The organism is Paraburkholderia sp. J41 (assembly GCF_905220235.1).
Lineage (GTDB): Bacteria > Pseudomonadota > Gammaproteobacteria > Burkholderiales > Burkholderiaceae > Paraburkholderia.
The window spans coordinates 166,130-190,919 of record NZ_CAJMZE010000007.1; the positions used below are offsets into that span (position 1 = coordinate 166,130).

At 66.3% G+C, this 24,790-nt stretch carries 18 protein-coding genes; 13 read left to right on the top strand and 5 right to left on the bottom strand.

Translation table 11 applies throughout. From position 1 onward, the window contains the following. Positions 1–25: 25 nt before the first annotated feature. Positions 26–793, top strand: a complete 768-nt coding sequence (locus U5805_RS09685) for a Crp/Fnr family transcriptional regulator (RefSeq protein ID WP_322103247.1) — start codon at positions 26–28, stop codon at positions 791–793. 15 nt (positions 794–808) lie between these two features. Here the strand turns inward: U5805_RS09685 and U5805_RS09690 are convergent, their stop codons facing one another. Genes U5805_RS09690 through U5805_RS09700 form a run of 3 tightly spaced genes read right to left on the bottom strand, consistent with a single transcriptional unit; the run spans position 809 to position 6,846 of the window. After that, on the bottom strand, positions 809–2,317 hold the full coding sequence (locus tag U5805_RS09690) for an efflux transporter outer membrane subunit (protein ID WP_322103248.1): 1,509 nt from the start codon (positions 2,315–2,317) through the stop codon (positions 809–811). After that, positions 2,314–5,589, bottom strand: a complete 3,276-nt coding sequence (locus U5805_RS09695; RefSeq protein WP_415914567.1) for an efflux RND transporter permease subunit — start codon at positions 5,587–5,589, stop codon at positions 2,314–2,316. Before U5805_RS09695 ends, U5805_RS09690 begins: the two co-directional genes overlap by 4 nt. An 18-nt stretch (positions 5,590–5,607) precedes the next feature. Further along, positions 5,608–6,846, bottom strand: a complete 1,239-nt coding sequence (locus tag U5805_RS09700) for an efflux RND transporter periplasmic adaptor subunit (protein ID WP_322103250.1) — start codon at positions 6,844–6,846, stop codon at positions 5,608–5,610. Positions 6,847–7,185: 339 nt separating this feature from the next. Between U5805_RS09700 and U5805_RS09705 the strand changes: the two genes are divergently transcribed. Both U5805_RS09705 and U5805_RS09710 read left to right on the top strand, forming a co-directional pair. Further along, positions 7,186–7,866, top strand: coding sequence for a response regulator (locus U5805_RS09705; RefSeq protein ID WP_322103251.1), 681 nt, complete (start codon positions 7,186–7,188; stop codon positions 7,864–7,866). 290 nt (positions 7,867–8,156) lie between these two features. After that, the gene (locus tag U5805_RS09710) at positions 8,157–10,349 is read left to right on the top strand and encodes a GAF domain-containing protein (protein ID WP_322103252.1); all 2,193 of its coding nucleotides are present in this window, start codon (positions 8,157–8,159) and stop codon (positions 10,347–10,349) included. A 30-nt stretch (positions 10,350–10,379) separates the two neighbouring features. On the opposite strand, the gene U5805_RS09715 is transcribed toward U5805_RS09710, so the two are convergent. Next, positions 10,380–11,297, bottom strand: a complete 918-nt coding sequence (locus tag U5805_RS09715) for a LysR family transcriptional regulator (protein WP_322103253.1) — start codon at positions 11,295–11,297, stop codon at positions 10,380–10,382. Between the two features lie 181 nt (positions 11,298–11,478). On the opposite strand from U5805_RS09715, the gene U5805_RS09720 reads away from it, so the two are divergent. The 5 genes from U5805_RS09720 (at position 11,479) to U5805_RS09740 (ending at position 16,653) form a co-directional block, all read left to right on the top strand. Beyond that, positions 11,479–12,828 (top strand): MFS transporter, encoded by a 1,350-nt coding sequence (locus U5805_RS09720; protein WP_322103254.1) that lies wholly within the window; start codon positions 11,479–11,481, stop codon positions 12,826–12,828. Between the two features lie 272 nt (positions 12,829–13,100). Beyond that, positions 13,101–14,612, top strand: a complete 1,512-nt coding sequence (locus tag U5805_RS09725; RefSeq protein WP_322103255.1) for a M81 family metallopeptidase — start codon at positions 13,101–13,103, stop codon at positions 14,610–14,612. A 275-nt stretch (positions 14,613–14,887) separates the two neighbouring features. After that, positions 14,888–15,295 carry a hypothetical protein gene (locus U5805_RS09730; RefSeq protein ID WP_322103256.1) on the top strand — a complete coding sequence of 136 codons (408 nt, stop codon included), beginning with the start codon at positions 14,888–14,890 and terminating at the stop codon, positions 15,293–15,295. 133 nt (positions 15,296–15,428) lie between these two features. Continuing rightward, positions 15,429–15,761, top strand: coding sequence for a hypothetical protein (locus U5805_RS09735; protein WP_322103257.1), 333 nt, complete (start codon positions 15,429–15,431; stop codon positions 15,759–15,761). Position 15,762: 1 nt separating this feature from the next. Continuing rightward, positions 15,763–16,653 carry a 4-hydroxy-tetrahydrodipicolinate synthase gene (locus tag U5805_RS09740; RefSeq protein WP_322103258.1) on the top strand — a complete coding sequence of 297 codons (891 nt, stop codon included), beginning with the start codon at positions 15,763–15,765 and terminating at the stop codon, positions 16,651–16,653. Positions 16,654–16,687: 34 nt separating this feature from the next. Here U5805_RS09740 and metE read toward each other — a convergent pair whose 3' ends face one another. Next, positions 16,688–18,982, bottom strand: a complete 2,295-nt coding sequence (metE, locus tag U5805_RS09745) for a 5-methyltetrahydropteroyltriglutamate--homocysteine S-methyltransferase (protein ID WP_322103259.1) — start codon at positions 18,980–18,982, stop codon at positions 16,688–16,690. Between the two features lie 149 nt (positions 18,983–19,131). On the opposite strand from metE, the gene U5805_RS09750 reads away from it, so the two are divergent. The 5 genes from U5805_RS09750 to U5805_RS09770 all read left to right on the top strand — a co-directional run bounded on the left by U5805_RS09750 (position 19,132) and on the right by U5805_RS09770 (position 24,503). Next, positions 19,132–20,040 carry a LysR family transcriptional regulator gene (locus tag U5805_RS09750; protein ID WP_322103260.1) on the top strand — a complete coding sequence of 303 codons (909 nt, stop codon included), beginning with the start codon at positions 19,132–19,134 and terminating at the stop codon, positions 20,038–20,040. Positions 20,041–20,329: 289 nt separating this feature from the next. Continuing rightward, positions 20,330–22,681 (top strand): TonB-dependent receptor, encoded by a 2,352-nt coding sequence (locus U5805_RS09755; protein ID WP_322103261.1) that lies wholly within the window; start codon positions 20,330–20,332, stop codon positions 22,679–22,681. A gap of 25 nt (positions 22,682–22,706) precedes the next feature. After that, positions 22,707–23,357: a MotA/TolQ/ExbB proton channel family protein gene (locus U5805_RS09760; protein WP_322103262.1), complete on the top strand. Its 651-nt coding sequence runs from the start codon at positions 22,707–22,709 to the stop codon at positions 23,355–23,357. After that, the gene (locus tag U5805_RS09765) at positions 23,354–23,758 is read left to right on the top strand and encodes a biopolymer transporter ExbD (protein ID WP_322103263.1); all 405 of its coding nucleotides are present in this window, start codon (positions 23,354–23,356) and stop codon (positions 23,756–23,758) included. The genes U5805_RS09760 and U5805_RS09765 overlap by 4 nt, the downstream gene beginning before the upstream one ends. Further along, positions 23,745–24,503, top strand: a complete 759-nt coding sequence (locus U5805_RS09770; protein ID WP_322103264.1) for an energy transducer TonB — start codon at positions 23,745–23,747, stop codon at positions 24,501–24,503. The genes U5805_RS09765 and U5805_RS09770 overlap by 14 nt, the downstream gene beginning before the upstream one ends. The last annotated feature ends 287 nt before the right edge of the window (positions 24,504–24,790 follow it).

Genomic DNA, 24,790 nt, shown 5'->3' on the forward strand with positions numbered 1-24,790 from the left:
CGTGCCAGCAAGGAAACAGGCAGTCATGAACAGGTTCGACAACGAAGTCGCGAAGCCGGAGCAAGAGAGCACGCCAGTGGAGCCGCCGCTTCGCTACCGGCCGTCCATCTACGCGGCGCCGTTTCAGAAAGGCGGCGACGGCACGGCAATCGAGTTGCTCTCCGTTGCCGAGCAAGATGCGCTCATGGCAATCTCGCAGCTCGTGAGCGTACGGCGCAACGCGCTGATGTATGCGGAAGGCGGCGAGGCGCGATTCGTCTACAACGTCATCAGCGGCGTCGCCAAAACGTTCCAGTCGCAGCCGAACGGCGACCGCCGCATCACGGCATTCCTTTTTCCGCGCGACCTGCTCGGCTTGAGCGTCGACGGCCGCTATGTTTCCAGCGCGCAGGCGCTCACGCCGTTGATCGCGTATCGCATTCCGGTCGAGGGGCTGGAGGCGATTCTCGAACGCGATCCGCGCCTCGACATCGGGCTGCTGTGCAAGTTGTGCCACGAGTTGCGCGCATCGCAGCGTCACACGATCACCGTGGCAAAACACGAGGCCGCCGCGCGGCTCGCCGCGTTCTTGCTGTGGGTCGAGCATGCGGCTGCATCGCCTGACGGCTTCGCGGGCGAATTCGTCCTGCCGATGGGGCGGCGCGACATGGCGGACTATCTCGGGCTGTCTGTCGAAACAGTGAGCCGCGCGCTCAATGCGCTGGAAACGGAGCGCGCGATAGCGCGCAAGGGGCCGCGATGGATCACGTTGCTCGATCGCGGGAAATTGCGCGAGTTGGCCGGGCTGATTTAGCGCACCGCGTGCGCCTCACCGAACCGCCGCTTTCGTGCGCTGCGCGGCAATGCCGTTCTCGTCGATGCCGCCGCCCAGCGCCGCATAGAGCGTCACCAGGCTCGTCTGCGCCGACAGTTGCGCCGAGACGAGCGACTGCTGCGCAGCGTAGAGCAGCCGCTGCTCGGTCAGCGCATCCAGCAGGCTGTCGCTGCCCTCCCGGTACAACGCCATCGACAGGTCGTAAGCGTGCTGGTCGGCGTCGACCGTTTGCGTCAGCGCATCGAGTTGCTCGTTGATCGTCGCGCGGGTTGCGAGCGCGTTCGCGACCTCCTCGAAGGCCTGCTGGATGGTCTTTTCGTACGTCGCCACGTCAATGCGCAACGTCACCTTCGCGGCCTCCAGCGTCGCGCGGTTCGCACCGGCGTCGAAGATCGGCAGCGAGGCAGCCGGCTCGAACGACCATTGCCGATTGCCGCCGGTGAACAGCGAAGCGAGGGCCGGGCTTTCGAAGCCCAGTGCCGCCGTGAGGCTGATGGTCGGGAAGAAGTTCGCGCGCGCCGCGCCGATATCGGCGTTGTCGGCCTTCAACGTATGCTCCGCCGCGAGCACGTCGGGGCGCTGCTGCAATACCGAGGACGGCACGCCCGCCGGAATCCGCGTGATGCTCGCCACCGGATCGACGCTCGCATCGGGCAAGTCGGCGTCGGGAACCGGCGCGCCGGCCACGAGATCGAGCGCGTTGCGCGCCTGCGCGACGGTGGTCGTCGCCTGCGCCGCGGCGTCGCGCGCGGATTGCAGGCTCGCGCGAGCCGTCTCGTAGTCGAGGCCGCTCGACGCACCGAGCGTATGTTCCTGCGCGACCAGATCGAACGTGCGCTGCTGGCTCGCAAGCGTTTCTTGCGCGATCACGAGCAGACGTTTGTCCGAGGCGAGCGTCAACCAGTCGCTTGCTACTTCGGACACCAAACTGATTTGCGTGCTGCGGCGCGTTTCCTTCGACGATAGATAAGTCTCCAGCGCCGCCTGGCTCAGATTGCGCACGTGGCCCCACAAGTCCAGCTCATACGAGGTGAAGCCGAGATTCGCGCTGTAGATATGCGAAGTGGTGCCGCTGCGCCCGGCCGTAGTGGCGCTTTGCGATTCGTCCGTTTGCGCCTGCCGCACCGAAGTGGGCGTGCGCCCCGCATCCTGCTGCGCGCCGAGATCGACTTCGGGGAACAGCGCCGAGCGCTGAATGCCGTATTCGGCGCGCGCTTTTTCGATGTTCAGGATGGCGATGCGCAGGTCGCGATTATTGGCCAGCGCCAGCGCGATCGTGTCCTGCAAACGCGGGTCGACAAAGAACGTGCGCCAACCGATATCGGCGGCCGTCGCGGCGTTCCCCGACGCACTACCGGTTGCCGCCGACGGCGACGAAGCCGCATCGGGCCACGAAGCCGGCACGGGCGCCGCCGGCCTTTGATACTGTGGCGCGAGATTGATACAGGCGCTCAAGCCGGCAACCAGCGCACCGGCAAACGCCCAGCGAAATGCCGTATTCATTGCGCGCCTCCCTGTTCCGCGGCGTGGTTGGCGCGCTTCGCTCGTGGCGTCGCTCGTGGCTTCGCATCCGTTTGCACGACATCGTCCTTGCCGGGCGTGCCGTTTTCCCCGGCGTCCCGGCCGTCGCGGGAAGTTCCGCCGTCGCTGGGCGCATCCGGGCCGCCGCCGGGGCCGGTCGCGTTGCCGCCCTTGCGGCCCAGCGTACGCACCATGAAATAGGCAAGCGGCGTGAAAAAGATCGCCAGCAACGTGCCGATCAACGTTCCGCCGAACACGCCCGTCCCGATCGACTGCCGCGCGGCCGCGCCCGCGCCGGATGCGATCACGAGCGGCGCGACGCCGAGCAGGAACGCAAGCGACGTCATGATGATCGGACGGATGCGCAACGCGACCGCCTGCTCGATCGCCTTCAACGTGGCCACGCCCTCGCGCTCCAGCATCGTCGCGAACTCGACGATCAGGATGGCGTTTTTCGACGACAGCCCCACCGTCACCAGCAAGCCGACCTGGAAGTACACGTCGTTCGACATCGCGCGCAGCGTCGTGGCCAGCGACGCGCCCAGCACGCCGAGCGGCACGATCAGAATCACCGCGAGCGGCACCGACCAGCTTTCGTACAACGCGGCCAGGCACAGGAACACGAACAGCACCGACACCGCGTACAGGTACGGCGCCTGGTTGCCGGACAACTGCTCCTGATACGAGAGCCCCGTCCACGCGAACGAAATGCCCTTGGGCAGCTTCGCCACCAGTTGCTCCATGGTTTTCATGGCCTGCCCGGAACTGACGCCGGGCGCCGGATCGCCGACGACTTCGAACGACGATTGCGCGTTATACCGGTCCAGCTCCGGCGCGCCGTACACCCAGTGCGACGTCGCGAACGCGGAAAACGGCACCATGGTCCCCGCCGAATTGCGCACGTACCATTGCTCGAGCGATTCCGGCGTCATGCGAAAAGGCGCATCGCCTTGCACGTAGACGCGCTTCACGCGCTGGTTGTCCATGAACTCGTTCACGAACACGCCGCCGAGCGCGTCCTCGATCGTCGTGTTGACGTCGCTGATCGCGAGGCCCATCGCGCTCGCTTTCCGGTCGTCGATGTCGAGCGCGAGCTGCGGCGTGTCGCTCAGGCCGTTGAAGCGCACCTGCCTGACCACGCCGCTCTTGTTGGCCATCGCGATCAGCTTGTCGCGCGCATCGGCGAGCGCGCTGTGCCCGAGGTTGCCCTGATCGACCAGTTGCATGTCGAAGCCCGAACTGATGCCGAGACCGCGCACCGCGGGCGGCTGCAACACGAACACCTTCGCATCGCGAACCGACTGCGCCAGCTCGCGCGACGCCCTCGTGACGAAACCCTGCGCCGTCTCCGCAGCCGAAGTGCGCTCGCTCCAGTCCTTGAGCTTCACGTACATCATGCCGACGTTCTGGCCGTTGCTGCCCACCGCATAGCCGGCCACGTTGAACACGGCCGACACCGGCGGCTGCTTCAGCATGTAGTCCTCGACCTTCGCCATCGTCGCCTCGGTGCGCTCGCGGGTCGCGCCGACCGGCGCGGTGACCGTCACCATCAGCACGCCCTGATCCTCCGTCGGCAGAAACGCGGTCGGCAGGCGCATGAACAGGAAGCCCGCGCCGATCACCAGCAGCACATAGAGCACGATGGCGGGCTTGCGATGATGCAGCAGCTTGTCGACGTAACGCCGGTAGCGGCTGGTGGTTTTGTCGAAGCCGTGATTGAAGCGCCGGAAAAACCAGCCCTGCGGCTTGCTGTGGTTGTCGCGCAAGATCGTCGCGCACAGCGCCGGCGTGAACGTCAACGCCACCAGCACCGAAAGCGCCATCGCCGACACCACCGAAACGGAGAACTGCCGGTAGATGATGCCGGTCGAGCCGCCGAAAAACGCCATCGGCAACAGCACGGCGGACAGCACCATCGCAATGGCGACCAGCGCGCTGCTGATTTCGGTCATCGACTTGCGCGTCGCGTCGCGCGGCGACAGATGCTCCTCGCTCATCAGGCGCTCGACGTTCTCCACCACCACGATGGCGTCGTCGACCAGCAGCCCGATTGCCAGCACCACGCCGAACATCGTCAGCATGTTGATCGAATAGCCGAACAGATCGAGAATGCCGAACGTTCCCATTAGCACGACCGGAACCGCGATAGCGGGAATCAGCGTGGTGCGCACGTTTTGCAGGAACAGAAACATGATGATGACGACCAGCACGATGGCTTCGATCAGCGTCTTGACCACTTCGGAGATCGCCGTCTTGATGAAGGGCACCATCTCGTACGGATACTCGACCTTGAGCCCGGCGGGAAAGGTCGAAGCGCGCTTGTTCAGGAAATCATGCACTTCCTTGTCGACCTGCACTTCGTTGGCGCCCGGCGCCAGTTGCAGGCCCAGCCCCGCCGCGGGCTTGTTGTCGTAGTTCGCCTCCACCGTGTATTGCTGCGGGCCGAGATCCACGCGCGCCACGTCGCCGAGCAGCACCTGGGCGCCGTTGGTTCCGGTCTTGAGCACGACGTTGCGGAATTGCGCCGCCGTGGTGAGCTGGCTGCGCGCCGTGATGGTGGCGTCCAGCTCCTGGCCTTTCACGGAAGGCGTCGCGCCCACTTCGCCGGCGGCCACGTCTTCGTTTTGCGCGTCGATGGCCGTGACGACGTCCGAGGGCATGAGCGAATACTTTTGCAGCTTGCCCGGGTCGAGCCAGATCCGCATGGCGTATTGATAGCCGTACTGCTGCGCCTGACCCACGCCGGGCAGCCGCTCGATCGTCTCTTCCAGATCGCTGTACAGATAGTCCGCGATGGCAGCCTTGCTCATCTTGCCGTCCTCGGACACGAGATTGAACACCATGAACGTGTCCGGCGACGCCTTCCGCACGGTCACGCCGCTTTGCTGCACCTGCGAGGGCAGCAGCGCGTTGGCGGCCTGCAACTGGTCCTGCACCTGCACTTGCGCCGTGTTCGGATTGGTGCCGGCCGCGAACGTGAGCTTGATCGAAATGGTGCCCTCGGCGTTCGCGCTCGACGACATGTACATGAGGTTGTCGAGCCCGACCATCTGCTGCTCGATCACCTGCACGACCGCGTCCTGATTGGTCTGCGCCGACGCCCCGCTGTACGTGGCGCTGATCTGGATCGTCGGCGGCGCAATTTCGGGGTACTGATCAAGCGGCAACTGCGTGATGGCGAACGCGCCGACCAGCGTGACGATGATGGCCAGAACCCACGCGAAAACCGGACGATCAATAAAGAAGTGTGCGATACGCATGCGCCGGCTCCGTCAGTTCGCCGAAGCGGACGCGGACGCCGAAGCGGATGCCTGGCCCGACGGAGCGCTCGCGGCTTCCGGCGCCGCGTCGTCAGCGGCGGACTGCGGCAACTCATCGGCCTTCACCGTATCGCCCTGGTTCACGAACTGCGAGCCTGTCACCACGATGCGCTCGCCCGCCGACAATCCGCCCGTCACGACCCACTGATTGTTGTCGGCGGTGCCCGCGAGCGTCAGCGTGCGCGGCTCGATCTTGTTCTGCGCATCCACGATCAACGCGGTCGCGTTGCCGCGCTGGTCGTGCGTGACCGCCTGCTGCGGCACGAGAATCGCGCGCTCGTCAATGCCTTGCCCCACCACCGCATGAAGATATTCGCCCGGCAGCAGCAGCTTTTCCGGGTTCGGCACGATCACGCGCAACGTGATCGTGCCGGTAGCGGGATCGACGCCCACGCCGGCGAATTGCAGCGTGCCTTCATGCGCGTAGTTCGTGCCGTCCTCCAGCGTGATGCGCACCTTCGCGTTGCCCTGCGCGTCGGTCTTGAGCGCCCCCGACGCGAGTTGCTTACGCAACGCCAGCACTTGCGTGCTCGATTCCGTCACGTCGAGATACATCGGGTCATAGGCGTAGATGGTCGCGAGCGGGGTCGTCTGGTCCGCGGTGACGAGCGCGCCCGGCGTGAAGGCCGAAGCGCTGATCGTGCCGCTCACCGGCGCGCTCACGCGCGTATAGCCGAGATTGATGCGGGCGCTTTCGAGCGCGGCCTTGTCCGCGTCGATCGTGGCTTCGTCCTGCTTCAGCGTGGCTTGCGCTTCTTCCAGCGTTTCCTTGCTGATCGCGTCGATCGCGGCGAGCTTTTCGTCGCGGTCGGCGATCGGCTTCGCCGACAGCAACGCGGCCTGCGCTTTTTCCAGTTCGGCCGCGTCGGCATCGAAAGTCGCCCGATACGGCGCGGGATCGATCTGATAGAGCACCTGGCCGGCACGCACCGCACCGCCTTCCGTGAAGAGTCGCTTCTGGATCACGCCGGTCACCTGGGGCGTGACGGGCGAAGTCAGATAAGCCGTCGTGCGCCCCGGCAGCGATACCGACTGCGTGAACGCGGTGTCCTTCACCGTCAGCACCTGCACGGTCTGGACTTTTTGCTGGGTGTGCTTCGACGACTGCGAGCAGGCCGCCAGCAGCGCCGAAAAAGCGACGGCAACCAGCAGCGCCGTACTGCGCAAGCGCCCGGAAAGCGGGAATTGCATGTCATGAGCCTCGATGCCTGGAGCGCGGTCTACGCCCGATGCATCGATTATCCCGAGCAAATTCGCAAGAAATTAGGAAGTCGCGCGGGCGGCGGTTCAATGCCCGCGCTTCACAGTAGAATCGCCGCGATGATCTCGCCAACCGTGCGCGATGCACCCGGCAAGCGCTTTTTTCGCCGATGGCGCGGGACTCGGCCCGGCGTCCGCCGCGGCATCGTCGCGGCATCGTCGCGGCGCGCGAGGCATGCAGCCGGAGCCGGGCCGGGAAACATCCGTGCGGCCCAGGCAGCGCAACGCGGCCCGTGGATCGCGATCGCTTTCACGTCAAAGGGACGTTTCGTGACCAATAGCGTCGATATCGACATTCTGATCGTCGAGGACGAACCGAAGCTCGCGCTGGTCGTCGTGGATTTCATGCGCGCCGCCGGTTTTGCGCCGCGCTGGATCGCCGACGGCCTCGCGGTCGAGGCGGCCATCGCGCAACGCATGCCGCATCTCATCATCCTCGACCTGAGGCTGCCCGGTAAGGACGGCCGCGACATCTGCCGCGATTTGCGCAAGCACAGCGACGTGCCGGTCATCATGGTCACCGCGCAAGTCGACGAGATCGACCGCTTGCTGGGGCTTGAAATCGGCGCGGACGATTACGTGTGCAAGCCGTTCAGCCCGCTCGAACTGGTTGCGCGGGTCAAGGCGATCCTGCGGCGCACGCGCATTCACGCCCACCCGGAAACCAGCCCGTTGCAACTGGACGAAGCGAAGCTTCAGGCGAGTTATCAGGGCGTCACGCTCGACCTCACGCCGATCGAATTCCGCCTGCTCGCAACGCTCGCCAGCCGGCCGGCGCAGGTGTTTTCGCGCAACCTGCTGATCGACCGGCTTTACACGGACGGGCGCGTCGTCGAGGACCGGACCGTGGACAGCCACGTACGGAAGATTCGCCGCAAGCTCGAAGCGATCGCGCCGGGCGAGGACATCGTGCAGTCGGTCTACGGCGCGGGATTCAAGCTGGTTCTGTAGACGTGCGACGCTGCGCAAAATAGTCGCATCGTTCGAGCCCCACATAAGCCCACATAAGGGCGAACCGCTGCGGCCGCCGCGCGGCGGCGCCCGTTTCCCATGATTGCCGACAACGCCGCCCTCGAAAAACGCGCGGAATATTCCTATTGCGCCCACTGAATCGTACAATCGCGAAAGCTTCCCGCGAATCGCCTGAACAACGCTCGTCCCGCAATACGACGAGGTTTCGCGGGCGTTGCGCTTTCACGCGGAGCCAAGGCCGTTTTTGGCGGCGACACGACACGATCCCATTGAACGCACCTGAAATCACCGAAATCGTTGCGAGCTGCGACCGCGAGCCCATCCACCTGTTGGGGCGCATCCAGCCGCACGGCGCCTTGCTGTGCTTCGACGCGCAAGGGCGGCTCGTCACGCGCAGCGCCAACGCCGCATTCTGGCTCGGCGCGGTGCCGGCGCCCGGCGAGACGATCCGCGACGAACATCTGAGCCCGCTTTCGCGCCAGACGATTCGCGCGGCGCTCGCCGACCGCGCCTTGCAGGACGAAAGCGTGGAGTGCAAGGGCGCGAACGGCGAACGCTTCGACCTCATCCTTCACTGGTCCGGCGATCTGCTCGTCGTGGAATTCGAGCAGATCAGCCTCAAGGCGCCCGCCGCCACGCAGTTCGCGCTGTTCGCCCAACGCGCGATCCAGCGCTTGCAAGGCGCGCGCCACGAAGACGTGCCGCAGCTGCTGCAAGCCGCCGCCGAGGCGATCCGCTCCATGACGGGCTTCGACCGCGTGATGGGCTATCGTTTCATGCCGGACGGCAGCGGCGAAGTCATCGCGGAAGCCAAACGCGACGACCTCGTGCCGTATCTCCAGCAGCGCTATCCCGCCAGCGACATTCCCCAGCAGGCGCGCCGCCTTTACGTGCTCAACCCGATCCGGCAGATCGCCGACGTGAACGCGGAACCGGTCGCCATCGAGCCGCCCACGCATCCGCAAACGGGCGTGCCGTTCGACCTGAGCCATTCCGTGCTGCGCAGCGTCTCGCCCATCCATATCGAATATTTGCGCAACATGGGCGTGGGCGCGTCCATGAGCGTGTCCATCGTGCGCGACGGGCAGCTCTGGGGTCTCTTCGCCTGCCATCACATGAAGCCCTTTCGCGCCTCGCACGCGGTGCGGCTTTCGTCGACGGTGCTCACGCAGGTCGTGTCGATCCTGATCGCGCAGATCGAGTCGAACCAGCGCGCCCTCGCCGACCGCCGGATTCACGACCAGCGCGCCCGTATCGCCGACGCGCTCGCGCTGGCGGAGTCGCCGTTCGCGGGCCTCGTGGGCGCGGCGGCCGACATCGCGGCGCTCGTGCATTGCGAGGCGGTGGCCATCGTCGTCGACGGCGAAGTGGCCGTGCGCGGCGGCCATCGCGCGATGCGCCGCGAAGTGCTGCTCGAACTCTCGCACCATCTCGCGCGCGAAAGCGTCGATTTTTTCGTGAGCGCGTGCGTCGGCGGCGTGCTGCCCGAAGCGCTGGCCAACGACCTGAAGGCCGAAGGCGTGGCAGGCTGCCTCGCCATCCAGATGCTCGGCGACAGCCGCAAGACCATCATCTGGCTGCGCGACGAACTCGTGGAAACGATCCACTGGGGCGGGCCGCCCGACAAGGTGGTGGCCACCGGCCCGAACGGCCCGCGCCTCACGCCGCGCGGTTCGTTCGAAGTCTGGAAGCAGACCGTGACGGGCCGCAGCCGCGAGTGGAGCGACATGGACCAGGCGGCCGCGCGCGAGCTGCGCTCGATCCTTCAGGAAGTGGCGCTCATACAGATGCGCGAGTCCGAGCGCGCGCGCACCACCTTGCTCGCCACGCTCGGCCACGATCTGCGCGACCCGTTGCAGGCGATCAACATGGCCATGCTGCTGATGGGCCGCGGCCTCGCTTCGGGCAACGACACCGCGCGGCGCGTGGAAGGCTCGACGCGGCGCATGCAGTCGCTGATCGGCTATATCCTCGACGTGAGCCGCATTCGCTCGGGCATGGGCCTCGGGCTACATCGCGTCGATGTCGCGCTGCGCGGCCTGCTCGAATCGGTTGCCGAACAGGCGCGCCTCACGCATCCCGGCATGACGCTCGAAACGCGGCTCGATCCCGCGCTCGGCGACGTTCACGTCGATCCCGACCGGCTCGGCCAGGCCATCACGAATCTGCTCGGCAACGCGCGCAAGCACGGCGACACGGGCCACCCCGTCACGCTCACGGCCACCGCCACGGCGGCGGGCGTTTCGATCGAAATTCGCAATCGCGTGCTGGAGCGCCCGGCCCTGCCGTTCGAACGGCTGCTCGATCCGTTCAAGAGCGGCTCGCTCGACAATCCCGCGAATCGCGGCGGTCTCGGCCTCGGCCTGTATATCGCGCACGCCATCGTCCGGGGCCACGAAGGCACGCTCACGGGCCGTTTCACCGACGACGAAGCGATCATCCAGATCGAGCTGGGCGCGTAGCCGGGAACGCCGCCACGGCCGCCCGAGCCGTCATTCGCGCTCGCGAAACGCGCTCAGGCGGGCGAGCATCCACTGCAACAATTCGTTCGCGGCGGCCGAGAGCGGCCGTCCCGCGCGCACCAGCATGCGCGCCTTCGCGGAAAGAAATAGCGGATGCTGGACGGGCAGCGCCAGCAGTTCGCCCGCCGCCACTTCGTGCATCGCCGCGAAATGCCCCATCAGCGTCGCGCCCTCGCCCTTCTTGGCGAAATGCTTGAGCACCGTGAGCGAATTGGTCGTGAGCGTGGCGTTGAGATGCACGTTGTCGGCATACGCGAGCATCTGGACGATCTGGCCGAGACCGAACGCGGGCGGCATGACCGCGAGCGGATACGGCAGCAGGTCGTCCACGCGCAGCGGCGGCGCGCGCTGCGCGAGCGGGTGGCGCGGATGCACGAGCAGCACCACGGGCGCGGGGGCGCTCGCGCGGTATTCGATATGCGGGTGCGCGGGCGGATTGTAGGCCAGCCCGATGTGCGCGCGCCCTTCCACCACGCCGCTCACCACGTCGTTGACCGGCAACACTTCCACGCCCACTTCGAGCCTGGGATAGCGCACGCAGAACTCCGTGAGCACCTCGTCCATCAGGCCGTCGATATAGCCTTCGCTCGTCGCGATGCGCACCTGCCCTTGCTGTAGCCCTTGCAGCGCCTGAAGCCGGTGCTCGAACTGCTCCTGCTGCGCCTGGCAGCCGCGCCAGTATTCGACGAGATGCTGCGCCGCCTCGGTGGGCGCGACGCCGCGCGCGCGCCGCTCGAACAAGGTCGCGCCGATCTCCTCCTCGAGCAGCCGGATCTGCCGCGTGATGACCGAAGCCGCCGTGTTCAGGCTGTCCGCCGCGCCGCGAATCGAGCCTTGAGTGAGCACTTCCTGGAAATACCGCAGCCGTTTCTGATTGATGTCGCGCATGGCGGGAAAGATCCGAGCGTTGCCTGAAAGGCAACTTTACGTGACTTCAGTTGCTATTGCTCACGGTTTATTGTCCGCCGACGATCGTCGAAACCCCAAGCCGAAGCGGGCCGAACGACCACGCAAGCCAGCCGGTCTCCCAGCATCCGGCCGGCCAGCCCCATCCCACAGGAGCCTGTCCGTGAGCACTGCCCCGACGAGCGCGCCGAGCGCAACCGACGCGCGCCATGCCGCCCTTTATCGGCGCCTGAACTGGCGCATCCTGCCGTTCCTGCTGATCTGCTACCTGTTCGCCTGCCTCGACCGCCTCAACATCGGCTTCGCGAAATTGCAGATGCAAAGCGATCTTTCGCTCTCCGACGCCGTATACGGTCTTGGCGCGGGCATCTTCTTTCTCGGCTACGTGCTTTTCGAAGTGCCGAGCAATTTGCTCTTGCCCAAGGTGGGCGCGCGCCGCACCATCGCCCGCATTCTCGTGCTCTGGGGTCTCACTTCCGCAGCCATGATGTTCGTGCGCGACGTGCCCACGTTCTACGGCCTGCGCTTCCTGCTGGGCGTGTTCGAGGCGGGTTTCGCGCCGGGCATGATCTTCTATCTCACGTATTGGTACGGCGAAGCGCGCATGGCGCGCGCCATCGCCATCGTGATGACGGCCGGGCCGCTCTCGGGCGTGGTGGGCGGCCCGCTTTCGGCCTGGTCGATGACGGCCTTCAACGGCGCGCTCGGACTCGCGGGCTGGCAATGGATGTTCCTCATCGAAGGCTTGCCGTGCGTGGTGCTGGGCGTGCTCGCGTGGTTCGTGCTCGCCGACCGCCCCGAGGACGCGCGCTGGCTCTCCGGCGAGGAACGCACGCTGCTGCGCGCGCAAACGCGCGGCCACGCGGCGGCGCATCACGGCTCGTTCCTGAGCGTGGCCGCCGACCCGCGCATCTACTTGATGGCGTTCGCCTACTTCTGCGTGATCTGCGGCATCTACGCGGTCAACTTCTGGCTGCCGAGCATACTCAAGGCCGACGGCGTGACCGACACGATGCGCATCGGCCTCTACACGACGATTCCGTATCTCGCGGCCGTGATCGGCATGGTCGTGGTGGGCCGCAGTTCCGACCGCCGCGGCGAGCGCCGCTGGCACAGCGCGCTGCCTTCGCTCGCGGCGGGCGTCAGCCTTGCCGTCGCGACGATGTCGGGCGGGCACCTCGTTGTCTCGCTGCTGTTCATGACGATCGCCACGCTGATGATGTGGGCCGCCTACACGGTGTTCTGGGCCATTCCTTCCGAGTATCTGAAGGGCGACGTGGCGGCGGGCGGCATTGCGCTCATCAACACGATCGGTTTGCTCGGCGGCTTCTTGAGCCCGACCATCATCGGCTTCGCGCAGTCGATGACGGGCTCGCTGCACGCGGGCCTTTACGTCATGGTCGCGCTGCTCGTGATCGGCGCGGGTTTGCTGATGGCGATCCGCGTGCCCAGGCGCCACATGCTGCCCGGCGACGCCACGGCGGAAGCGCTCGCCGCCGCGAACCGCATGTAACGCCACGCCAACCGCATACGGGCCGCGCACGGACAGCGCACCGAACAACGCGCGCGACGCACGCCCCGACGCACGGCGGCGGCGCGCCTTGCCGCCGCCGCGCATCTCCCGTATTTGCCCGTATTCGCCCGCACCGCCCTTGTTCGCCCTTATTCGCCCTTATTTGCCCGATACCGCACGCCTTTTAAACCGCGCGGGCGCGCGCCCGCCGCACCGCGCCACACCACGCGGCGGCACGCCGCCGCCTCAGCGCCAGCCCGGAGACTTTCGCCTTGTCCAAGACCATCCTCATCGCAGGCTTCCAGCACGAAACCAATACCTTCGCGCCTTCCAGGGCCAACTACGACAATTTCGAGCGCGGCGAGGGCCATCCGGCCATGCCGCGCGGCGCGGCCATGCTGGAACTGCGCGACGTCAATCTGCCGGCGGGCGGCTTCATCCGCGCCGCCGAGTCCGCCGGCTGGAACCTCGTGCCGGTGCTGTGGGCGGGCGCGAGCCCGTCCGCGCACGTGAGCGCCGACGCCTACGAGCGCATTGCCGGCGAGATCCTCGCGGCGGTGGAGCGCGGCGGCTTCGACGCCGTGTATCTCGACCTGCACGGCGCGATGGTCAGCGAGAATTTCGACGACGGCGAAGGCGAATTGCTCGCGCGCGTGCGGCGCGCCGTGGGCGCGGCGGTGCCCGTCGTCGCTTCGCTCGACCTGCACGCGAACGTGTCCGAACGCATGCTCGCGAACGCCGACGCATTGGTGGCGTACCGCACGTATCCGCACGTGGACATGGCCGAAACCGGTGCGCGCGCCGCCGCGCTGCTGAACACGCTGTTCGGGCGCGGCACGCCGTTCGCGCGCGCCGTGCGCCGCCTGCCCTTTCTCATCCCGATCAACGGCATGTGTACGCTGCTGGAACCGTCGCGCTCGATGTACGCGCTGCTCGGCGAGCAGGAGCGGCGCGGCGGCGTGCAGTCGCTGTCGTTCGCGCCCGGCTTTCCGGCGGCCGATTTCCCCGAATGCGGCCCGGTGATCTGGGGTTACGGCGATACGCCCGAGGCCGTCGAAGCGGCGGTCGGCGCGCTCTACGAACGCATGATCGCCGACGAAGCCCGCTGGCAAGTGCCGTTCCTCTCGCCCGACGCGGCCGTGGCCGAAGCGCTGCGCCTTGGCGCGGACGCGGCGCACGCGCAAGCCGGGCCGGTCGTGATCGCCGACACGCAGGACAACCCCGGTGCGGGCGCGGATTCGAACACGGCGGGCATGCTGCGCGCGCTCGTGGCCGCGAACGTGCAGGACGCCGCCATGGGCCTGTTCTTCGACCGCGAAGCCGCCGCGGCCGCGCACGCGGCAGGCGTGGGCGCGACGCTCGCGTTCTCGCTCGGCGGCAAGAGCGGCGTGCCCGGCGACACGCCGTTCGAAGGCCATTTCGAAGTGGTTGCGCTCTCCGACGGCCGCTGCCGCTACGACGGCCCGATGATGCACGGCATGGAGGTGGAGCTGGGACCGGTGGCATGCCTGCGGATCGGCGGCGTGCTGCTCGCGGTGAGTTCCACGAAAGCGCAAATGCTCGACCGCAATCTCTACCGCGTGGCCGGCATCGAACCCGAGCGCATGAAGATTCTCGTGAACAAGAGTTCCGTGCATTTTCGCGCCGACTTCGAGCCGATCGCGCGCGCCGTGCTCGTCGCGAAAGCGCCTGGCCCGATGACCGCCGATCCCGCCGATCTGCCGTGGCGGCATCTCAAGCCCGGCATGCGCCTCAAGCCGAACGGACCTGCGTTTGCAGGCTGATCCTGATCGGCTGGCGGGTGCCGCTGCCGTCCGGCTCGGTGGACGAAAACCGCGAGCGGCAGCGGCGCCCGCGCTGGCTGCGAAGGCATCGCTTCGCCGCCGCGGCTTCAAGGTCCGGCGCCAAGGTTTCGAACGCCCGTCCCGCGCCTCGAAGCCGCATCGGCGAACGTGTAATTCGCCGATTTTCCCGCTATTTTTACGACATTTTTTCTTGTGACGCCCGCACGCGCTACGTAGACTGGCACGCACCCAAGTCGAACGATCGAAGCGCAGCAATGAACACGCCGGAACCTCGCGACAAACGTCCCCTCACCTCGGACGAGGCGACCCGCCGTCATCTGCGCGCGGGGATGCGCTGGCGCGGCTGGCTCAAGGTCGTGCTGCTGACCATCGGCGTCGATCAACTGCTCACGGCCGTATTCACGTTTGCCACGCAAAGCCTCGACCCCGGCATCGGCGAAACGCCCACGCTGATCTTCAGTTGCGCGACCTGCATGCTGGTGAGTCAATGGCTGGTGGCCGATGCGCGCGCCGCGTGGCATAGCGCGAAGCAGAACGGCTTTATCGGCACGGCTATCGACGCCGCGCGCGGCGCGAGCGTGGTGATCGCCGCGCGCTGCCCGAAGCGCTGGCTGGTCGCGCTGCATCTGGAACTCAATCCCGAACTGGCGCTGCCCGATTGATGTTCGCGTCGACGGCGCGCATCGCGCCCGTCATGTTCGTTACGGCAACGCCCCGCATTTTTACGCGTGTTTTACGCGAACCTCGCTAAGCTGAACGGCATCGACACCACGCACGCACGACGTGCCCGACAGCATGGCTCACGCACCTTCCTTCGCCGTTTCCGCTACCCCTCGCGTCACGCGCCGCCCGAGCGCGAAAATCCTGCCGTTCCGCGCGGCGCGCGCCTGGCTCGACATCGTGCTCGAAGGCCCATCGCTCGCGCAAACGCGTTCGCATCTGGCCTTGCTGCTGCATTCGCCGCTCGGCGTGTACGTGAAGGCAACCCGCGAACGCGGCGATTCGATCACGGTTCGCCTCGACATCGCGCCCGAGGACTTCGGCTTCACGCTGCACATGCTGTTGAAGGCGGTTCCGGCCGCGACGGTCGGCGCGCTGCGCCCGCGCATCAACACGGGAGCGCACTGACATGTTCACGGGAATCTGGTTGCCGCTCGTCACGCCGTTCCGCTCGGGCGCGGTGGATGTGGCGGCGCTCGAAGCCTTGGTGGAGCGCCACGTGTCCGGCGGCATCGCAGGGCTCGTCGCGCTGGGCACGACCGGCGAGGCCGCACTGCTCGACCGCCGCGAGCGCGCCATGGTGTTGCAGGCCGTCACCTCGGTCGCCGCGGGGCGCGTGCCGGTCATCGCGGGCGTGGGCGGCATCGACACCGCCGCGTTCGTCGACGAAATCCACCGCCTGGAAGCCTGGCATCTCGACGGTTATCTGGTTTGCGCGCCCGCGTATCTTTGCCCGGATCAGGCCGGAGTCGTGTGGCACTTCGAGCAGATCGCCCAAGCCACCGAACGCGCGATCGTGCTGTACGACGTGCCGCACCGAACCGGCGTGGCGATCGAGGAAGCCAGCGTGCGCGCGCTGGCGCAGATCGCCAACGTCAAGGCGATCAAGGCGTGCGCGCGCGAGCGCTTCGCCGCCTTCGGCGCGTTGCCCATCGACATGCTATGCGGCAGCGACGACGCGTTTCTCGACTGCCTGTACGCGGGCGCGTCGGGCGGCATACTCGCGAGCGCGCACGTCTGCGCCGACCTGCTCGCCGAAGTGCAGCGGCTATTCGGCGAAGCCCGCGACGAAGACGCGCGCCGCTGCTTCATGGGCCTCGAACCCGTGTTGCGCATGCTCTTTAGCGCGCCCAACCCGAGCGCGATCAAGGCGATGATGTCGCTGGACGCAAGCGTGACGGCAGAAACGCGCATGCCGATCACGACCGCCTCGCCGGCGCTCCGGCAGCGTCTGGAAGCGGCGCGCGCGCTGCTCGACGAACTGCGCGCCACGGCGAAACCGGCGCGCGTCGCGTGTTAACGACGCCCGGCGCTTCGCCCTTCGACGCCTCGCCTCAACGCGCCTGACTGCGCAGCGCCTTGGCCGCGGCGACCATGTTGGCGAGCGCCGGAATGACCTCGGCCCACTGGCGCGTTTTCAATCCGCAATCCGGATTCACCCACAGGCGCTGCGCCGGAATGCGCTCGGCCGCCTTCTGCATCAGTTGCACGATATGCGCCTCGCTCGGAATGTTCGGCGAATGAATGTCGTACACGCCCGGCCCGATTTCGTTCGGATACCTGAAGGTATCGAAAGCGTCCAGCAACTCCATGTCCGAACGCGAGGTTTCGATGGTGATGACGTCCGCATCCATATCGGCGATCGACGCAATGATGTCGTTGAACTCCGAATAGCACATGTGCGTGTGGATTTGCGTTTCGTCTGCCACGCCGTTCGCGGCAATGCGAAACGACTCCACGGCCCAGCGCAGATATTCGGCCCACTGCGAACGGCGCAGCGGCAAGCCTTCGCGCAGCGCGGCTTCGTCGATCTGGATCACGCGCACGCCGGCCCTCTCCAGATCGAGCACTTCCTCGCGAATGGCAAGCGCAAGCTGATGGCACGACACCGAACGCGGTTGATCGTCGCGCACGAACGACCAGTTGAGAATCGTCACCGGGCCCGTGAGCATGCCTTTCATCGGCTTGTTCGTGAGCGATTGCGCGTAAGTGATCCATTCGACCGTCATCGCCTTCGGGCGGCTGATGTCGCCGAACAGGACAGGCGGCTTCACGCAGCGCGACCCGTAGGACTGCACCCAGCCGAACTGGCTGAACGCGTAGCCGTCGAGTTGTTCGCCGAAGTATTCGACCATGTCGTTGCGCTCGGCTTCGCCATGGACGAGTACGTCGAGACCCAGCGCTTCCTGCTCGCGCACGCTGCGCTCGATTTCGGCGCGCATCGCCGCGCGATAGCCCGCGTGGTCGAGCGCGCCGCTCTTGTGCTGGCTGCGCGCCTGGCGAATTTCCGCCGTTTGCGGGAACGAGCCGATCGTCGTGGTCGGGAACGCGGGCAGGTTGAGCAGCGCGGCCTGCTTGCCGGTGCGCTCGGCATAAGCGCTCCGGCGATGGCCGAGCTTCGCGTCGATGCGTGAGATGGCGGCCTTCACCGCCGGGTTGTTGACGCGCGGCGAGCGGCGGCGCGCGTCGATCGCGGCGGCGTTCGCGGCAAGTTCCGCTGCAACCGCAGCGCGGCCCGCGTTGAGCGCCTTTGCCAGCACGTTCACTTCGTCGAGCTTTTGCAACGCGAAAGCAAGCCACGAACGCACCTCGGCATCGAGCCTGGCTTCGCTCGCGAGATCGACGGGCACGTGCAGCAGCGAGCACGACGGCGCGATCCACAAACGGTCGCCCAGTTGCGCCGCCAGCGGCTCGAGCCATTCGAGCGCGGCGGCAAGATCCGTCTTCCAGATGTTGCGGCCGTTGACGGCGCCCACCGACAGCACGCTTTGCTCGGGCAGTGCGTGCGCGGCGAGCGTCACCTCGCCGCGTGCCTGGATGGCGTCGATATGCAGGCCGTCGACGGGCAGCGTACACGCGAGATCGAGATTTTCCTTTAGCTCTCCGAAGTACGTTGCGAGCAGCAGCTTGACGCTGCGCTGCTCGAAACCTTCATACGCGGTCTTGAACGCTTCGCGCCACGCGGGTTCGAGTTCCGTCACGAGAATCGGTTCGTCGATCTGCACCCATTGCGCGCCCAGCGCCTTGAAATGACTGAGCAGCGCGCGGTACACGGACATCAGGCGCGGCAGCAGCGCAAGCTTGTCCGAGTCGTCCTTGGCCTTGCCGAGCCAGAGATAGGTGAGCGGCCCGATGATCACCGGCTTCGCGTTCACGCCCAGTGCCTGCGCCTCGCGCAGTTGATTGGCAAGACGCGAGGTGTCGAGATTGAACTGCGTGTCCGCCGTGAATTCCGGGACGATGTAGTGATAGTTCGTGTCGAACCACTTCGTCATTTCCCCGGCCGCCACGCCGCCGCAGCACGCCGCGTGTTCCTCCGCGTCCTGCGCGGAGCGTCCGCGCGCCACGCGGAAATAGTTGTCGAGCGGGTCGCCGTGAAAATCCCGCACGCGCTCGGGCAGATTGCCGAGCGTGAAGCTCATGTCGAGCACCTGATCGTAGAACGCGAAGTCGCCGACGGGCACGAGATCGAGCGTGTTCTGGTTCGCCCAGTGGCGCGCGCGCAGTTCCGCGCCGAGCGCCTTGAGTTCATCGCGCGACGACGCGCCCTTCCAATAGCGTTCGAGACCGAACTTCAGTTCGCGTTTCGCGCCGATGCGCGGAAATCCAAGGTTGTGGGTAGTGACCATATGCGCTGCCGTCCGGGTGAAAGTGCTGAAAACGAGGGAAAGTGGCAGCGATGATAGAGCTATCGGTCGATGAAGAAAAATGGCATTATTTCATCCATCCATTAGTTTCATTCATTCATACATTCGCCGCGCCCAAGGTCTCCGTTTCCATGCTCGAACGCGTTCATCTCGTCATCGTCCGCGAAGTGGCCCGCCAGGGCTCGCTCACCGCCGCGGCCGCCGCGCTTTTTCTCACGCAGTCGGCGCTCAGCCACACGGTCAAGAAAATCGAGCAGCAGCTTGGCACGCCGATCTGGGAACGCGAGGGGCGCAGCCTGCGGCTCACGCAGGCGGGGCACTATCTGCTTTCGCTGGCCGAAAGGCTGTTGCCACAATTCGAACTCGCGGAAGAACGCATGAAGCAGTACGCGGCCGGCGAGCGCGGCACGCTGCGCATCGGCATGGAATGCGCGCCGTGCTATCAATGGCTGCTCAAGGTCGTGTCGCCCTATCTCGCGCGCTGGCCCGACGTGGATGTCGACGTGAAGCAGCGCTTTCAGTTCGGCGGCATCGGCGCGCTGTTCGGCTACGACATCGACGTGCTGGTCACGCCCGACCCGCTCAATCGGCCGGGGCTGCGCTTCGAGCCCGTGTTCGACTACGAACAGGTGCTCGTGGTGGCGGAGGATCATCGGCTCGCGAGCGAGCGTTACGTGAAGCCCGAGCAACTCGTCGACGAAACGCTCATCACGTATCCCGTGGAAACCGACCGGCTCGACGTGTACAACCAGTTTCTGCGGCCCGCGAGCATCGCGCCGCGCCGCCACAAGACGATCGAGACCACGGACATCATGTTGCAGATGGTCGCGAGCCGTCGCGGCGTGGCCGCGCTGCCCCGCTGGCTGGCCGAGGAATACGCCGACCGCATGCCGCTCGTGGCGCTGAAGCTCGGCAAGCACGGCATCGCCAAGCAAATTTTTCTCGGCACGCGCGAGGGCGACGAAGCCGTCGATTATCTGCGCTCGTTCGTCCAGTTCGCGCGGGAGTCGAACTGGCGCGCGCCGCGCGTGCGGCGTTAAAGCCGCGCCCGAGCGCTCTGGCGGCCCCGCGCCGGGCGCTGCCACCGACGCGTCTGGAAGGCGTTAGCCCCCATCCAGGCGCCTTCCGCGCCACACAGAACAACGGCGCCTTACGCCGACAAAACACGCGCCCGCCAAAAAATTTGCCGATCCGACTAAAAAACGCAAGCCTAATGTAACGTTATAACATTACACTACGATTGCTCGACCGGGGATTTCGCGCAAAACCGATGACACGGCGGTTCGCGACGACCCGGCTCATCCAAAAATAACTTCTTCAGTCGGGATCATGAACCACCGCACAGTCATCTCCCAGGCGGCGCTCGTTGCGTTCGCCTTTGCCGCAGCGGGCCACGCCTGGGCCGCGCAAGCCGACGCCACGCTCGGCGGAACCGTCACGGACGCCGCCGGCAAGCCGGTTTCGCAAGCCGCTGTCGTGCTGACCAATGCCAGCGGCGCGAACGCCGCCCAGACCACGACCGATGCGCAAGGGCGCTTCGCGCTTCGGCACGTGTCGCCCGGCACTTATGCGGTGGGCGTGTCGGCGCCCGGTTTCGCGGCCGCTTCGCAGATCGCCACCGCCGCCGCGAGCGCACCGGCCGATGTGGCGGTCGTGATGAGCCGCGATCAGGCGATCGACGTGCAGGTGAACGCAAAACGGCTCGACGCCGCGCGCAACGGCCTGCTGCCGGAAACGGGCAGCAGCATCTACCGGATCACGCAAGCCGATATCCAGGCCATGCCGCAAGGCGAAAACACGCCGCTGAATCAGGTGCTGCTGCAAGCGCCCGGCGTCGCGAACGACTCCTACGGCCAGCTTCACGTGCGCGGCGACCATGCTGATTTGCAGTACCGCATCAACGGCATTCTGATACCCGAGCCGATCAGCGGCTTCGGCCAGTCGCTCGACACGCGCATCATCGACCAGGTCAATCTGCTTACGGGCGCGCTGCCCGCCGAATACGGCTACCGCACGGCGGGCATTGTCGACATCCGCACGAAATCGGGCGATCTCGGCAACGGCGGTTCGCTCGACGTGTATGGCGGCAATCGCGGCACGCTCCAGACCAGCGCCGACGTCTACGGCAGCAAGGGCGATTTCAGCTACTTCTTCAGCGGCTCGCTGGGCGCGAACAATCTGGGCATCGAGGCGCCCACCTCGTCGCCCGACCCCGTACACGACCGCACGCGCCAAGGCAATGCGTTCGGCTACATGTCGTACATCCTCAATCCGCTCACGCGCGTAAGCGTGATGTTCGGGACCACGGCCAACCAGTTCGAAATTCCGAATACGCCGGGACTTGCGCCGGCTTTCTCGCTCGCCGGCGTGCCGACGTTCGACTCCGCCAACCTCAACGAAACGCAGTCGGAATTGAACAATTTCGCGGTGGTGGCGTTGCAGGGCACCAACGGCGGCGCGCTCGATTACCAGGTGGCGTTCTTCACGCGCTATACGCGCACCCAGTTCAATCCCGACCCCACCGGCGACCTGATCTTCAACGGCGTGGCCTCGCAGAATTTTCACAACGACACGGCCTACGGCCTGCAAGCCGACACCACTTACCGGCTCAACGATCGCCACACGATCCGCGCCGGCCTGTTCCTTCAGCAGGAACACGCAAGCTTCTGGGACAACGTGTCGGTGTTCCCCGCCGACGCCGACGGCAACCAGACTTCCGACGTGCCGTTCACGCTCTCCGATTCGAGCGGCAAAACGGGCTACCTCTACAGCGCTTATCTCCAGGACGAGTGGAAGATCAACGACCGTCTCACGATCAATTACGGCCTGCGTTACGACGGCATGGACGAATACGTGCAGGCCAACCAGGTGAGCCCGCGCATCGGCGCCGTTTTCAAGCTCACGCCCACGACCACCTTGCACGCCGGTTACTCGCGCTACTTCACGCCGCCTTCGATGGAGCTGGTTTCCAGCGCGACGATCAACCGTTACGCGGGCACGACGAACCAGAGCGAAGTCACGCAAAACGATCCCGTGCAGCCCGAGCGCGACGATTACTTCGATCTGGGCGTGACGCAGCAGATCGGCTCCGCGCTCACGCTCGGTCTCGATGCGTACTACAAGAAGGCGCACAACCTGCTCGACCTCGGCCAGTTCGGCGCGGCGCTCATCTATACGCCGTTCAACTATCAATACGGGCGCGTGTACGGCGTGGAATTCACGGCCAACTACAAGCACGAGAACGTCTCCGCCTATCTGAATCTCGCCTATAGCCGGGCGCAGGGCAAGAACGTCAACTCCGCGCAGTTCAACTTCGGCGCCGACGAACTCGCGTTCATCGCCAGCAACTGGGTGTTCCTCGATCACGACCAGCGCGTGACCGCCTCGTTCGGCGGCGCGTACAACTGGCACCGCACCACGTTCACGATGGACGGCACGGTGGGCAGCGGCCTGCGCGACGGCTTCGCCAACACGGGCAAGCTGCCGCTCTACGCGCAGTTCAATCTGGCCGTGATCCAGCATTTCGACCTGCCGATGATCGGTAAGGTCGACGGGCGTGTTGTCGTGGTCAATGCATTTGGCAGAACTTACGAATTGCGCGACGGCTCCGGCATCGGCGTGTTCGCGCCGCAGTATGGACCGTATCGCGCGTTCTATGCGGGCGTCACCAAATACTTCTGATCTCAACTCCTCACCGGACACGTTCATGCAAGACTGGCTGGGAATCGTGCAGGCCGCGCGCGTCGGCGGCTGGGTCGTTTATCCGTTGACGCTGCTTGCCGTGGTCGCGATCGTCATCGTTCTGGATCGCGCGTGGGTGTTCTGGCGCTTCGCGGCAGTGCCCGCGCCGAATGCGAACACCAACGCCGACGCCGACGCCGACGCAAAAGCAGACGCAGACGGCAGCGCCGTGCTGCGTCTGCCCGCGCGCCACGCATTGCGCCGGCTGCTCGAGCCGTTGATGCGCGACGCCGCGAAACCGGCATGGTGGATCGAGGCCAGAGCCGACGCGCTTGCGCTCGACATTCAACGCGACATGTCGAAGGGTTTGTGGATGCTCGAAACGATCGTGACGGCCGCACCGCTGCTCGGACTGCTCGGCACGATCGTCGGCATGATGCGCGCGTTCCGGCTGCTCGGCAACGACGGTCTCGTCAACCCCGGCGGCATAACGGGCGGCGTCGCGCAGGCGCTGGTGGCCACGGCCATCGGCCTCGTGATCGCGCTCGTGTCGCTGTTCGCGTTCAACTACTTTTCGCGGCGCGTCGAGCGGCTCGTGGACGAACTGGAATCGGCCGCGAACGCGTGGCTCGGCAATCTGCGGCTGAGGCAGGAACGCGAGGCGCGCGCATCATGAAGCTGAGCCGTTCGCGAGCCGTGAAGCGCGGCCGCATCGAGATCATTCCGATGATCGACGTGATGTTCTTTCTGCTCGCCACGTTCATGCTGGCTTCGCTGAGCATGCAGCGGCTCGACGCGGTCAAGCTCGAACTGCCGAAGGGCACGGCGCAGCCCTTGCAGGCGCGCCAACCGTTGACGCTGAGCGTGACGCGCGACGGCCGGCTTCTGGTCGACCGGCAGACGGTGACGCTGGATCGCCTCGCCGCAACGGTGGCGCAACGCATCGGGCCGGACGGCAATCTCGTGGTGGCCGCCGATGCGCTCGCGCCCAACGGCCTCGTCGTGCAGGCGATGCTGCGGGCACGCGAAGGCGGCGCGGGCCATTTTCTGATCGCGGTTCAGCGTGAGCGCCCGTAGCCTCGCGCGCTGGGCCGCGCTGCTCGACGCGCGCGGGCCGCGCGTCCTGGTCGGTTGTGTGGTGGCGATTGCGCTGTGGTCCGCTTTTGTCGCGGTCTTTATCGGTAAGTTGTCCGAAACGATCCCGGCGGCCCGGCGCGTGACGCTCGACGCGCGTTTGGTGGAGATCGCGCCACCGCCGTTGCCCGCGCGTCCGGCACCCGCGGCCACGCCTGCTACAACGCATGAGGCTCATGCGCACGCCGCGCCGCGCGCCGCCGCTGCGACTCGCTCGGTAACGCGCCCGGGCGCGGCGGCTCATGCGCCCGCTACGCCGCTTCATGCGCCGCCGGAGCCTTTAGAACCCGCGCTACAGCCTTCGCCCGTCGCCGCACCGCAGAGCGCGACGACGCACGCAACGGCCGCTGAAACCCCTACCGCCGCATCTGCCGCCAGCGCCGTCGCCGGCTCGACTTCGACGACTTCGACGACTTCGGGCGACGCCGCCGCCCACGCGATCCTTCAGCCGCTGCCCACGCTCCCCGACGATCTGCGCGAATACGCGTATCAGGCGGTCGCCCTCGCCCGCTTCACCGTACACGCGGACGGCTCTGTCGACGTCGCGCTCGTGCGGCCCACACAGAACCCGCGGCTGAACCAGCTTTTGCTGGAAACGCTGCGGAAATGGCGCTTCTTTCCGGCGATGAAGGCAGGCCGTCCCGTCGAGAGCGAACAGGAGATACGTGTTCATTTCAATGTCGGCTGACACGCGGCCCGCGCGCGCTCGCATCGGTTTCAGCGTGGTTAATATCGGGCGCTTGCGCGGCATCGGCGGGCACCTGACCGGTAGGGCTTCGCGATACGACCCCGCGATACGCAACGCCTCGCGCCGAGCCACGCGAGCCAAATTATTCGCGATCGAGACCCGATAACCCTTTCTTACCACGACGCAAAGCCGCTCCCCGGCAAGCGTTTTCCGCGTCTCCGGCCGCGTCTACATCCGCTTACAAATCCGCTGGATTGCAGGCCGGTCAGGGGCTCAGGCGGCAGCAA